Source organism: Neisseria sp. HMSC064D07 (assembly GCF_001837185.1).
Taxonomy (GTDB): Bacteria; Pseudomonadota; Gammaproteobacteria; order Burkholderiales; family Neisseriaceae; genus Neisseria; species Neisseria flavescens_C.
Genome location: NZ_KV831654.1, coordinates 1 through 12,710, shown reverse-complemented (window position 1 = coordinate 12,710; position 12,710 = coordinate 1). Strand labels below are relative to the sequence as shown.

At 52.2% G+C, this 12,710-nt stretch carries 10 protein-coding genes; 7 read left to right on the top strand and 3 right to left on the bottom strand.

What is annotated here, in order from left to right; all coding sequences use genetic code 11:
* Positions 1-85: 85 nt before the first annotated feature.
* The 3 genes from mnmE (at position 86) to HMPREF2608_RS02250 (ending at position 5,112) form a co-directional block, all read left to right on the top strand.
* On the top strand, positions 86-1,450 hold the full coding sequence (gene mnmE, locus HMPREF2608_RS02260; RefSeq protein WP_070825834.1) for a tRNA uridine-5-carboxymethylaminomethyl(34) synthesis GTPase MnmE: 1,365 nt from the start codon (positions 86-88) through the stop codon (positions 1,448-1,450).
* A 1,026-nt stretch (positions 1,451-2,476) separates the two neighbouring features.
* Positions 2,477-4,279, top strand: a complete 1,803-nt coding sequence (gene rmuC / locus HMPREF2608_RS02255; protein WP_070825832.1) for a DNA recombination protein RmuC — start codon at positions 2,477-2,479, stop codon at positions 4,277-4,279.
* A gap of 38 nt (positions 4,280-4,317) precedes the next feature.
* Positions 4,318-5,112: a glycosyltransferase family 8 protein gene (locus HMPREF2608_RS02250; RefSeq protein ID WP_070825831.1), complete on the top strand. Its 795-nt coding sequence runs from the start codon at positions 4,318-4,320 to the stop codon at positions 5,110-5,112.
* 198 nt (positions 5,113-5,310) lie between these two features.
* Here the strand turns inward: HMPREF2608_RS02250 and dapD are convergent, their stop codons facing one another.
* The 3 genes from dapD to fur all read right to left on the bottom strand — a co-directional run bounded on the left by dapD (position 5,311) and on the right by fur (position 7,716).
* Positions 5,311-6,132: a 2,3,4,5-tetrahydropyridine-2,6-dicarboxylate N-succinyltransferase gene (gene dapD, locus HMPREF2608_RS02245; RefSeq protein WP_070825830.1), complete on the bottom strand. Its 822-nt coding sequence runs from the start codon at positions 6,130-6,132 to the stop codon at positions 5,311-5,313.
* 262 nt (positions 6,133-6,394) lie between these two features.
* On the bottom strand, positions 6,395-7,141 hold the full coding sequence (gene aat, locus HMPREF2608_RS02240) for a leucyl/phenylalanyl-tRNA--protein transferase (RefSeq protein WP_070825908.1): 747 nt from the start codon (positions 7,139-7,141) through the stop codon (positions 6,395-6,397).
* A gap of 77 nt (positions 7,142-7,218) precedes the next feature.
* Positions 7,219-7,716 (bottom strand): ferric iron uptake transcriptional regulator, encoded by a 498-nt coding sequence (gene fur, locus HMPREF2608_RS02235; protein ID WP_003682812.1) that lies wholly within the window; start codon positions 7,714-7,716, stop codon positions 7,219-7,221.
* A 151-nt stretch (positions 7,717-7,867) separates the two neighbouring features.
* Here fur and HMPREF2608_RS02230 point away from each other — a divergent pair, with 151 nt between their 5' ends.
* The 4 genes from HMPREF2608_RS02230 to gyrB all read left to right on the top strand — a co-directional run bounded on the left by HMPREF2608_RS02230 (position 7,868) and on the right by gyrB (position 12,645).
* Positions 7,868-8,263 carry an outer membrane protein assembly factor BamE gene (locus HMPREF2608_RS02230; protein WP_039862532.1) on the top strand — a complete coding sequence of 132 codons (396 nt, stop codon included), beginning with the start codon at positions 7,868-7,870 and terminating at the stop codon, positions 8,261-8,263.
* A 9-nt stretch (positions 8,264-8,272) separates the two neighbouring features.
* Positions 8,273-9,082: a 4-hydroxy-tetrahydrodipicolinate reductase gene (gene dapB / locus HMPREF2608_RS02225; RefSeq protein ID WP_003684215.1), complete on the top strand. Its 810-nt coding sequence runs from the start codon at positions 8,273-8,275 to the stop codon at positions 9,080-9,082.
* 90 nt (positions 9,083-9,172) lie between these two features.
* Entirely contained in the window at positions 9,173-10,060 is an 888-nt protein-coding gene (prmA, locus tag HMPREF2608_RS02220) for a 50S ribosomal protein L11 methyltransferase (protein WP_070825829.1), read from the top strand.
* 194 nt (positions 10,061-10,254) lie between these two features.
* The gene (gene gyrB / locus HMPREF2608_RS02215) at positions 10,255-12,645 is read left to right on the top strand and encodes a DNA topoisomerase (ATP-hydrolyzing) subunit B (RefSeq protein WP_070825907.1); all 2,391 of its coding nucleotides are present in this window, start codon (positions 10,255-10,257) and stop codon (positions 12,643-12,645) included.
* The last annotated feature ends 65 nt before the right edge of the window (positions 12,646-12,710 follow it).

Here is a 12,710-nt window from a genome sequence, read left to right as displayed (position 1 = left end):
ACCGAAATCAAGGTTTTCAGACGGCCTTCATCATCGTGAAATCACTATATAATACTGTCTATTAAATTCCCGATACGAGCCAGCTATGTCCGCAACCCAACCCACCATCGCCGCCATCGCCACCGCACCAGGACGCGGCGGCGTCGGCGTGATCCGTCTTTCCGGCAAAAACCTGCTGTCTTTGGCGCAAACCCTCAGCGGCGGTAAAACGCCCAAACCGCGCACCGCGCTTTACACCGACTTTCTCGGCAGTGACGGGCAACCGATAGACAACGGCATCCTGCTCTACTTCGCCGCTCCCGCCAGCTTTACCGGCGAAGACGTGATTGAATTGCAGGGACACGGCGGCCCCGTCGTGATGGACATGCTGCTCTCGCGCTGCCTCGAACTGGGCGCACGCATGGCGGAACCGGGCGAATTTACCAAACGCGCCTTCCTCAACAATAAACTCGACCTTGCCCAAGCCGAAAGCGTCGCCGACCTCATCGACGCCTCCAGCAAGTCCGCCGCGCGCATGGCGTTGCGTTCGCTCAAAGGCGCGTTTTCCCAACACATACACGAGCTGGTGGACGACCTTATTACCCTGCGGATGTTGGTCGAAGCCACGCTGGACTTTCCCGAAGAAGACATTGATTTTCTCGAAGCTGCCGACGCGCGCGGCAAGCTCCAAGCCCTGCAAGGTCGTCTGAAAACCGTCCTCGCCAGCGCGGAACAAGGCGCAATTTTGCGCGAAGGCATGAACGTCGTCCTTGTCGGCGCGCCCAACGTCGGCAAATCCAGCCTGCTCAACGCCTTGGCTGGCGACGACATCGCCATCGTAACCGACATCGCCGGCACCACCCGCGACACCGTGCGCGAACAAATCACCCTCGACGGCGTGCCCGTCCACATCATCGACACCGCCGGCCTGCGCGAAACCGACGACGTGGTCGAACAAATCGGCATCGAGCGCAGCCGCAAAGCCGTCTCCGAAGCCGATGTTGCCCTGATTCTGATTGACCCGCGCGAAGGTGTGAACGCCAAAACCCAAGCCATTTTGAACAGCCTGCCCGAAGGTTTGAAAAAAATCGAAATCCACAACAAAGCCGACCTGACCGGCGAACCTGTCGCCGTCCGTTCAGACGGCCTCGCGCAAACCGGTGCGGAAAGTGTCATCAGCCTGTCCGCCAAGACCGGCGCGGGTCTCGACTTGCTCAAACACGCCCTATTGCAGGAAGTTGGCTGGCAGGGCGAAAGCGAAAGCCTATTCCTCGCCCGCAGCCGCCACCTCAACGCCTTGCACGAAGCCGAAGCCGAGCTGGAAAACGCCGCCCTCTGCAACAACAACCAAATCGAGCTTTTTGCCGAACACCTGCGCCTCGCCCAAAACGCGTGCAGCGAAATCACCGGCGAATTTACCGCCGACGATTTACTGGGCGTGATTTTCTCGCGCTTCTGTATCGGCAAATAAAACGGTTTGCCATCAAATACAAAGGCCGTCTGAATGTTCAGACGGCCTTTTTTATCACCAAAACAAGCTTAATTTCACTTGCGTTTATTTATTGGCAGCTTCTGCCATATTTTTTGCGATTTTGGTTGCGCCAACTGTCAAACCGGACATACCGATCAAAGAAGCTGCGGCCAATTTGATTAATGTTTTCATTTTAACTCTTTTCTGTGTATTTAAAGGTGTGTTGTGTATTTTTTATTTATCGGCATCAGCCATATTGTGGGCGATATTGGTTGCACCGACGGTCAGGCCGGACATACCGATTAAAGAGGCTGCTGCCAGTTTGATTAAAGTTTTCATTGTTTATCTCACTTTCTTGTCTGTCGGCCGAAAAACGGCCTAAGTTGCGTTTTCTGAAGTATTGTAATTAATTCGTTTATGATTGAATTATTTGTGTACTACCGTTTCGATATTGTAGGCGACGCCGAGTGCGGAGGCCGGTATTCCGACATGCTGATTAAAGAAGCGGTGGCAAGCGTTATTAAATATCCCATTTTAAGTAGTCCTTTTTCATAGATACAAAATGTTATTTAACAACATACACATTTTTTCGCCGGCATCCGCGCTGCCGACAGGACGAATCATACCGTGTTAATCGTTAATTAATACAATTTTTCCGTAAAGATAAAATACTAAAAATATACATAATGATGATTTTAGTTAATTTATATTTTGTTTTGAAAATGACACCGATGTCTTTTTCAATGACACCGATGTCTTAATTACATACGCACTACAAACGTATCTTTCTGCGCCCATAAAATCCCTCCTTTTTTGTTGCAAAATTGCACTCTAAATTAAATATATTTTTAAATTCAAAATGTTACAAATTTATCTTTTTCACAACCTAAATGTTCAATTAGTCAAAACCAATACCTTTGATAGCTTCTTTTAAAGAAAACACACGTTTCTAGCGCATATCCGACCATAAAATGCGCTGCAAATATATGATATAGTGAAACATTCTGCGTATTGACTATTTCCAGCATGAACAACACCCTAATCCTGACCGGCGTGGCCGCATTTTTTATCGGCGCGCTGTTTGCTTGGCTGATGACACGCTACCAAGCCCAAAGCCGACACTTTACCGTTTTACAAGAATTGGCCGAAGCCCGCCGCCTGCATGAGTTTGCCGAACAGGTGCAGGCTCAAACTGCAGCGGATTTGGCACAAAGCCGCCATACCGTGCAGGAATTGCAAGACGAATTGCAGGAGACGGACAACCGCTTTGCCGCAGCCGAAAAACAGATTGCCTATCTGCAAGATTGCGAGGCCGAAGCCGAAGCTTTAAAACACGAATGTGCAAAATGGCAGCAAAGCGCACAAAACCTGCAAATCAACAATGAGCGCCTAAACACGCAGCTGGTTCAAGAGCAGGCCTTGAGTGCGGATAAAAATACGCTTTTACAACAGCAGGAAACGGAAAAAGGCCGTCTGAAACAAGACTACGACACGCTTTTAGAGCAAAACCATGCGCTGCAAGTCCAAAACGAACGCCTCTCCACACAACTGACGCAAGAAAAAGCCAATATCGACGATAAAAACAGCCTTTTACAGCAACAGGAAGCCGAACAAGGCCGTCTGAAACAAGAATACGCCGCCCTTTTGGAGCAAAATCACGCGCTTCAAGTCCAAAACGAGCGCCTCAACACCCAATCGGAAAAAGACCGTCAGGCTGCCGAAGAAAAACTGACCCTGCTGGCAGATGCGCGTAAAAACCTGAGCGACCAGTTCCAAAACCTCGCCAACACTATTCTGGAAGAGAAAAGCCGCCGCTTTACCGAACAAAACCACGACCATCTCCAGCAACTGCTCAATCCGCTCAACGAACGCATACACGGCTTCAGCGAGCTGGTTCAGCAGACTTATGAAAAAGAAGCCAAAGAACGCCTGACCATCGAAAACGAGCTCAAACGCCTGCAAACACTCAACACCCAGCTCCACCACGATGCCAAAGCGCTGACCACTGCGCTGACCGGCACGCAAAATAAAACCCAAGGCAACTGGGGCGAGATGATTTTGGAAAGCGTATTGGAAAATTCCGGCCTGCAAAAAGGCCGCGAATACATCGTTCAAGCTTCCAGCGTCCGCCACGAAGCAGACGGCACCCAGCGCCGCCTCCAGCCCGACGTCCTCATCAATCTGCCCGACAACAAACAAATCGTCATCGACTCCAAAGTATCGCTGACCGCCTACGTCCGCTATACGCAAAGCACCGGTGCAGAAGCAGAGCGCGAGCTTGCCAACCATGTCGCCAGTATCCGCGCCCACATCAAAAGCTTGGCAGCAAAAGATTACACTGACCTTGAAGGCATCAAAACGCTGGACTTCGTCTTTATGTTCGTCCCTGTCGAACCGGCCTACCTCCTCGCCCTGCAACACGATCCGAACCTCTTCCAAGAGTGTTTCGACAAACGCATCATGCTGACCGGCCCCAGCACCCTGCTCGCCACCCTGCGCACCGTTGCCAACATCTGGCGCAACGAGCAACAAAACCAAAACGCACTGGCGATTGCCGAAGCAGGCAGCAAACTCTATGACAAATTTGTCGGCTTTGTCGAAAGCATGGACGGTATCAATAAAGCGCTTGGTCAGGCTCAATCCCAGTTTCAGACGGCCTATGGCCGCTTGGTTTCCGGTAGGGGCAACCTCATCAGCAGCACCGAAAAACTACGCAAATTGGGCATCAAAGCCAGCAAACAGCTGCAACGCGATTTATTAGAAAAAGCTATGTCGGAAAACGAAGACCACGCCGCCTTACCGACCGCACAAGACCAAGAAAATGACTGACAAAATTTAAAACATTGCAAATAAAGGGAATTTAACCAATGAGCAACATCACCATCGTCCTTGCCGCCGATACCGGCTACGCCGAGCAGGTTCATACCCTAATGAAGTCCGTCTGTACGCACAATACAGGTGTCAATTTCTACCTTATGCACAACACCTTCAGGAAGGAATGGATCAACTATACCAACCAAAAACTCGCCGCCAGCGGCAGCCGTCTGAATGATGTCAAAATCGAAATGGACTTCAGCCAATATCGCCGCCTGTCCCATATTTCGGATGCCGCATTTTTCCGCCTGATGATGCAGCACCTGCCCGTCGACCGCGCCCTTTATCTCGACAGCGATATGGTGGTTACCCAATCCCTGCACGATTTATTCAACCTCGATATGCGCGGCTATCCCGTCGCCGCCGTACAAGATTCCTATCTCGCCCGTACCGATTGGAACCATCCGACCGGCCTGCATACCACGCCCTATTTCAATTCCGGTATGCTGCTGGCTGATTTGGGTCAATGGCGCAAACACAATATCGCAGCGCAACTGCTGCAAACCGCCGCCACCATTGATAAAACCGTCCCCTACGGCGACCAATGCTTTCTAAACACCGTATTTCAAGAAAACTGGCTGCAATTGGAAGAATCTTGGAATTACCAAACCGGCGCCAGAAGATTTTTCCAAACATACGACCTTGACGAAATGTTCCCTCTGCCGGATACCACCCCGCCCATCATCCACTACACCTCACGCGCCAAACCGTGGTTGTGCGATTACGGCAAGATTCCTTTTGAAGAAATCTATTGGCAATACTATTGCGCCGACTGGCCGGAAACGTAGTCTCAGACAGGGAATACTCTTCCCTTGCCTCAATTGACCTTAAAACAACCCATCATCAAAAACAAAGGCCGTCTGAAATCGTTTCAGACGGCCTTTAAGCCATAAAAAAACAGGCAGAACATTCTACCTGTTTTGTGTTCAAACCCGACCATAAAGCAGGCTTTGCACCCACCCTCAGTCAGCGTTATCGTTATCCGATTAGATACCGCGCAACAATTCGTTCACGCTGGTTTTCGCACGGGTTTGCGCGTCCACACGTTTGACGATAACCGCGCAGTAGAGGCTGTGGCTGCCGTCTTTGGAAGGCATGCTGCCGGATACAACAACCGAACCTGCCGGTACGCGGCCTTGATAGATTTCGCCGGTAGTACGGTCAAGGATTTTGGTGGATTGACCGATGAATACGCCCATAGAAATCACGCTGCCTTCTTCGACAATCACGCCCTCAACGATTTCAGAACGCGCACCGATAAAGCAGTTGTCTTCAATAATGGTCGGGCTGGCTTGCAGAGGCTCGAGTACGCCGCCGATGCCGACGCCGCCGCTCAAGTGCACGTTTTTACCGATTTGCGCGCAAGAGCCGACAGTCGCCCAAGTATCGACCATCGCACCTTCGTCAACGTATGCGCCGATGTTGACATAAGAAGGCATCAACACGACATTTTTCGCCACAAAGCTGCCGCGGCGGGCAATCGCACCCGGAACTGCACGGAAACCTGCGCTGCGGAATTCGTCTTCAGACCAATCGGCAAATTTAGTCGGCACTTTGTCGAAGTATTTGTTCACACCGTCGTTGAGGATTTCATTGTCCTGAATGCGGAAAGACAGCAATACGGCTTTTTTCGCCCATTCGTTGACTTTCCATTCGCCCACACCCAAACGCTCGGCAACGCGCAGTTTGCCGGAGTCGAGTTGATGAATGGTTTCCAAAACCGCTTCACGCACTTCGGGAGTAACGGTATTCGGATTGATTTCGGCACGGTTTTCAAAAGCCGTTTCAATGATGTTTTGCAAAGACATGTTGATTCCTTCAAGAGATCAGGGCCGTCTGAAACCTATTCAGGCCACCCTATTACAAATATTTAACTCGTTATTTTGCCATGTAAAAGCGATTTCGTCAGCTATTAACATGATGAGCGCCGAGCATTACACGACCGGATTTCGGTTAAGCCAAGATTTTCAGACGGCCTATCCAAGAAAGTTGAATCGCATTTATTTTCTAACTAATTTTCCAGCTACGATATACAGACTATCGCTTCTGCCGACACGCCGTGCCGATAAATCAATCTTTGCCACCAATCTTTTGCAGCAGATTTTCAGCCACCACGCCGCATTCGATATTCCGCTTTAACGGTTTCGCATTCAAATCCTTCAAGGCCGTCTGAAAGTCGGCAAAATCCATCAACTGCGAACCGAAACGGCGCATATGTTCGGTATCCTGCTGACAGTCTATCAGCGCAACGCCCAAATCCGCCAAAAACGGGACGGCGCAGGCAAACGCAATCTTGGACGCATCGGGACGCAAGGCAAACATCGATTCGCCATAAAACACGCAGCCGATTTGCACGCCGTAAAACCCGCCTGCCAACTGCATTTCGCCTTGCTCATCCGGCAGCCAGCATTCAAACGAATGCGCATGCCCCTGATGGTGCAGCTTCAAATAGGCCGTCTGAAACGCAGGTTCTATCCACGTTCCGTCCTGTTCCGGACGCGGCACATTGGCGCAATGGGCAATCACTTTTTCAAAACAGCGGTTGACCGTTACCCGATACGGCTTGTGACGCAAAGTTTTGGCGAGCGAACGGCCTATATGCAGGCTTTCCGGCACAATCACGGCCCGCGGCGCAACCGCATACCAGAAAAACCAACCGTCGCGGCTAAACCACGGAAAAATCCCCTGCACATACGCCGACAGCAGCCGCCCCGTATCCAAATCACCGCTGACACCAACCAAGCCGTCGCATTCTGCCAAAGCGTAAGACGGGTCGGGGAAACAATAATCCTGTGGCGCAAGAAAAGGAATCTTCATCGTAAAGCCCATAAAGTTTCAGACGGCCTCAGGCTGAAAATGCCCAAGGCCGTCTGAAAAATCAACATACAAACTGATTAACGTTTGGTTTTGGTTTGGCATTCGCCACATACGCCGTACATATACAGCGCGTGATCGACAATGCGGTAGCCGTTTTCTTCGGCAATTTTGTCTTGCAGCGCTTCGATTTCCGGATTGTGGAATTCGGTTACTTCGCCGCATTTCACGCAGACGATGTGGTCGTGGTGATCGCCTTTGTCCAATTCGTAAACCGCTTTGCCGGTTTCAAAATGGTGGCGTTGCAAAATGCCGGCCTGTTCAAATTGGGTCAGCACACGGTAAATCGTCGCCACGCCGATTTCCACACCCTCTTCCAACAGGATACGGTACACATCTTCCGCACTCAAATGCTCCTCGGCATGAGTCTCGAACAAGTCCAAAATTTTCAAACGTGGACCCGTAACTTTCAAACCGCTGTCTTTCAATTGCGCAATGTTGCTGAATTTTTCCATAATATTCAATATCCCTGTAAGGTAATAACCGTTATAATACGCACTTTCCGCCCGTTTGCCCACTATTGGACCGTTAAAGGGCGACAATCTGCCGCCGGTCTTGCAATTGAAAATCGGCGAAAAGAAAAATTAAGAAGATGATTATCGTTTGCTTTTTAAAAATATTCAAGCGATGATAAACATCTTTCCCGAAATGACACAGAAAGGTAAGCCCGTGAATAAAGCCTTATGCCTTGCCATCGCCGCTATTTTAGGTCTGGCCTCATGCAGTGCCGAGCGCGTATCCAACTTTCCATCCTACAAACTCAAAATCATTCAAGGTAACGAGCTCAATCCCCGCGCCGTGGTTTCCCTGCGCCAAGGTATGACCCGCGACCAAGTCCAACTGCTGCTCGGCACGCCGCTCCTGCGCGACGCCTTCCATGCCGACCGCTGGGATTACACTTTCAACACCAGCCGCAACGGCATCATCAAAGAACAAAGCAACCTGACCCTGTACTTTGAAAACGACGTCCTTGCACGAGCCGAAGGCGATGCCATTCAGAAATCCATCGAAGCGGTTCAAGCTGGACAAAACGTCGTTCCAACTACCGAAACCAACGCGAAATAAGGAAGCCCCATGAGCGCATTGAAAATCGCCATTGCCGGCGTCAACGGCCGCATGGGTCGTGTTTTGGTTGAAGCGGTCAACAACCATCCCGATGCCGTCCTCTCCGGCGCACTCGAGCATTCCGGTTCGGAAGTATTGGGTTTGGATGCAGGCTTCGCCTCCGGCCTCAAAACCGGCGTTGCCATTTCAGACGACGTGGATGCCGTACTGGCTCAAAGCGATGTCCTCATCGACTTTACCCGCCCCGAGCCAACCCTGAAACACCTACAAAAATGCGTGGAAAAAGGCGTCAACATCATCATCGGCACGACCGGTTTTGATGATGCAGGCAAAGCCGCCATCCAAGCCGCAGGCGAAAAAATAGGCGTTGTTTTCGCCGCCAACTTCAGCGTCGGCGTCAACCTGACCTTCCATATCCTCGACACCGTCGCCCGCGTGTTAAACGAAGGCTACGACATCGAAATCATCGAAGGCCACCACCGCCACAAAGTCGATGCCCCAAGCGGTACCGCATTGCGTATGGGCGAAGTCATTGCCGACGCCCTCGGCCGCGACCTCAAAGAATGCGCCGTTTACGGCCGCGAAGGCCATACCGGCCCGCGCGATCCGTCCACCATCGGTTTTGCCACCGTCCGCGCAGGCGACATCGTCGGCGACCACACCGCCCTCTTCGCCACCGACGGCGAGCGCGTGGAAATCACCCACAAGGCCAGCAGCCGCATGACCTTTGCCGCCGGTGCCGTACGCGCCGCAGTTTGGGCAAACGGCAAAAAAGGCCTGTACGATATGCAAGACGTACTGGGTTTGAAAAACCGATAAACCCGCATCATCAGGTTTCATACCTTACAAGGCCGTCTGAAAGCACAACGTCGATTTTCAGACGGCCTTATTAACAAAGAAAGCCCCACCATGTCCTATCAACAAATCACCATCAACGTCAACGATGCCGTCGCCGAACGCCTTGCCGACGCGCTGATGGAACACGGCGCATTGTCCGCCGCCATTGAAGATGCCTACGCCGGTACAGAAAACGAGCAGGCCATTTTCGGCGAGCCGGGCATGCCGACCGAACAAATCTGGCAACAAAGCAAAGTCATCGCCCTTTTCGGCGAAAGCGACGATGCCGCTTCCATTATCGAAGCCGCCGCGCAGGAATGCGGTTTGAACGATTTGAAATACACCGGCGAAATCCTTGAAGATCAAGACTGGGTACGCCTGACCCAAGCGCAATTCGACCCGATTCAAATTTCCGACCGCCTGTGGATTACCCCGTCTTGGCACGAAGCACCCAACGGCAACGCCGTCAACCTGCAACTCGACCCGGGCCTTGCCTTCGGCACAGGCAGCCACCCGACCACACGCCTCTGCCTCAAATGGCTGGACACGCAGCTCAAAGGCGGTGAAAGCGTATTGGACTACGGCTGCGGCTCAGGCATTTTGGCCATTGCCGCCCTCAAACTCGGCGCAGGCTCCGCCATCGGCGTAGACATTGACGAACAAGCCATCCGCGCCAGCAAAGACAATGCCGCACAAAACAACGTCGACGCGCAGTTCTACCTGCCGGACGGCCTGCCGCAAGGTCAATTTGATGTCGTTGTCGCCAACATTCTGGCCAACCCGCTGCGTATGCTCGGCGAAATGCTTGCCGCGCGTACCAAACAAGGCGGCCGTATTGTCTTGTCCGGCCTTTTGGACGAACAAGTCGAAGAACTCAGCGGCATTTACAGTCAATGGTTCAACATCGAGCCTGCCGAAATCGAAGAAGGCTGGGCGCGATTGAGCGGCGTCAAACGCTAAACCTGTTTTCCGATACAAAGGCCGTCTGAAATTTAATCTTTCAGACGGCCTTTTTGCACTTAAAACGCTGAATATTCCAGCAAAATCAGGTATAATTGCCTATTATTTTGACCTTTCGGAACACATCCGCCGCGCCCGTTTGACATTTCATTGTGCGTACGGAAAAATTCCTTGAAATTCAGCAAGAAAAGACCATGACTGACCAAAAACACGAAGAATACGGCGCCGACAGCATACAAGTGCTAGAAGGCTTGGAAGCGGTACGCAAACGCCCCGGTATGTATATCGGCGACACGCAGGACGGCAGCGGCCTGCACCACATGGTGTTCGAGGTGCTCGACAACGCCATTGACGAAGCGCTCGCCGGACATTGCGACAAAATCACCGTAACCATCCATGCCGACAATTCCGTCAGCGTGGCCGACAACGGCCGCGGCATGCCGACCGGCATCCACCCGAAAGAAGGCCGCTCCGCCGCCGAAGTCATCATGACCGTCTTGCACGCGGGCGGCAAATTCGACAACAACAGCTACAAAATCTCCGGCGGCCTGCACGGCGTGGGCGTCTCCGTCGTCAACGCGCTGTCCGACTGGGTAACGCTGACCATCTACCGCGACGGCAAAGAACACTTCGTCCGCTTCGTACGCGGCGAAACCGAAGAGCCGTTGAAGGTTGTCGGCGATTCCGACAAAAAAGGCACGACCGTACGCTTCCTCGCCAGCAGCGAAACCTTCGGCAACGTCGAATACAGCTTCGACACCCTTGCCAAACGTATCCGCGAACTCTCCTTCCTGAATAACGGCGTAGACATCGAGCTGATCGACGAACGCGACGGCAGACATGAAAGCTTCGCCCTCTCTGGCGGCGTGGCCGGCTTCGTGCAATACATGAACCGTAAAAAAACGCCGTTGCACGAAAAAATCTTCTACGCGTTCGGCGAAAAAGACGGCATGAGCGTCGAATGCGCGATGCAATGGAACGACAGCTACCAAGAAAGCGTGCAATGTTTTACCAACAACATTCCGCAACGTGATGGCGGTACTCACCTGACCGCATTACGCCAAGTGATGACTCGTACCATCAACAACTATATCGAAGCCAACGAAGTGGCTAAAAAAGCCAAAGTGGAAACCGCCGGCGACGATATGCGCGAAGGCCTGACCTGCGTTTTGTCCGTCAAACTGCCCGATCCGAAATTCTCATCGCAAACCAAAGACAAACTGGTTTCCAGCGAAATCGGCCCCGTTGTCAATGAAGTCATCAACCAAGCCCTGACCGACTTCCTTGAAGAAAACCCGACCGAAGCCAAAATTATCACCAGCAAAATCGTCGATGCCGCCCGCGCGCGCGAAGCCGCACGAAAAGCCCGCGAAATTACCCGCCGCAAAGGCGTGATGGACGGCTTGGGCCTGCCGGGTAAACTTGCCGACTGCCAAGAAAAAGACCCTGCCCTGTCCGAACTCTACCTCGTCGAGGGCGACTCCGCAGGCGGTTCCGCCATGCAGGGCCGCGACCGCAAATTTCAAGCGATTTTGCCGCTCAAAGGTAAGATTTTGAACGTCGAAAAAGCACGTTTTGAAAAAATGCTGGCCAGCCAAGAAGTCGCCACGCTGATTACCGCTTTGGGCGCAGGCATCGGCAAAGAAGAATTCAATGCCGAAAAACTGCGCTACCACCGCATCATCATCATGACCGATGCCGACGTGGACGGCGCGCACATCCGCACCCTGCTCCTGACCTTCTTCTACCGCCAAATGCCCGAGCTGGTCGAACGCGGCTACATCTACATCGCCCAGCCGCCTTTGTACAAAGCCAAATACGGCAAACAAGAGCGCTATCTCAAAGACGAATTGGAAAAAGACCAATGGCTACTCGGTTTGGCCTTGGAAAAAGCCAAAATCGTTTCAGACGGCCGTACCATCGAAGGCGAAGAGCTTGCCAATACCGCCAAACAATTCCTGTTGGCCAAAACCGTCATCGAGCAAGAAAGCCGCATCATTGACGAACTCGTCCTGCATGCCATGCTGCACGCTTCACCGGTCGATCTCAGCACGGCAGAAAGTGCAGACCGCGCCGTTGCCGAATTGAGCGGCCTCTTGGACGAAAAAGAAGTCGCACTCGAACGCATCGAAGGCCACGAAGGACACCAGTTCATCAAAATCACACGCAAACTGCACGGCAATGTGATGGTGAGCTACCTCGAGCCTAAGTTCCTCAACAGCAAAGCCTACCAAACCCTTACCCAAACCGCCGCCGCACTCAAAGGCATGGTCGGCAAAGGGGCAAAGCTCTGCAAAGGCGACAACGAATACGACATTGACAGCTTTGAAGGCGCTTTGGACATCTTAATGAGCGTTGCCCAAAAAGGCATGTCCATCCAACGATACAAAGGCTTGGGCGAGATGAACCCGGAACAACTTTGGGAAACCACGATGGATCCTACCGTCCGCCGCCTCCTGAAAGTCCGCATCGAAGACGCCATCGCCGCCGACGAAGTGTTCGTAACCCTGATGGGCGACGAAGTCGAACCGCGCCGCGCCTTCATCGAAAACAACGCCCTGCTGGCGCAAAACATCGACGCCTAAGCATGAGAAGATAAAAGGCCGTCTGAAAAACGATTTTCAGACGGCCTGAGACCTTTGCAAAATTC

Bases quoted from the DNA above. Each gene is read 5' to 3' on its own strand.
- gyrB (WP_070825907.1), top strand. From the start codon at position 10,255: ATGACTGACCAAAAACACGAAGAATACGGCGCCGACAGCATACAAGTG.
- aat (WP_070825908.1), bottom strand. From the start codon at position 7,141: ATGAAGATTCCTTTTCTTGCGCCACAGGATTATTGTTTCCCCGACCCG.
- rmuC (WP_070825832.1), top strand. From the start codon at position 2,477: ATGAACAACACCCTAATCCTGACCGGCGTGGCCGCATTTTTTATCGGC.
- mnmE (WP_070825834.1), top strand. From the start codon at position 86: ATGTCCGCAACCCAACCCACCATCGCCGCCATCGCCACCGCACCAGGA.
- dapD (WP_070825830.1), bottom strand. From the start codon at position 6,132: ATGTCTTTGCAAAACATCATTGAAACGGCTTTTGAAAACCGTGCCGAA.
- prmA (WP_070825829.1), top strand. From the start codon at position 9,173: ATGTCCTATCAACAAATCACCATCAACGTCAACGATGCCGTCGCCGAA.
- HMPREF2608_RS02250 (WP_070825831.1), top strand. From the start codon at position 4,318: ATGAGCAACATCACCATCGTCCTTGCCGCCGATACCGGCTACGCCGAG.
- dapB (WP_003684215.1), top strand. From the start codon at position 8,273: ATGAGCGCATTGAAAATCGCCATTGCCGGCGTCAACGGCCGCATGGGT.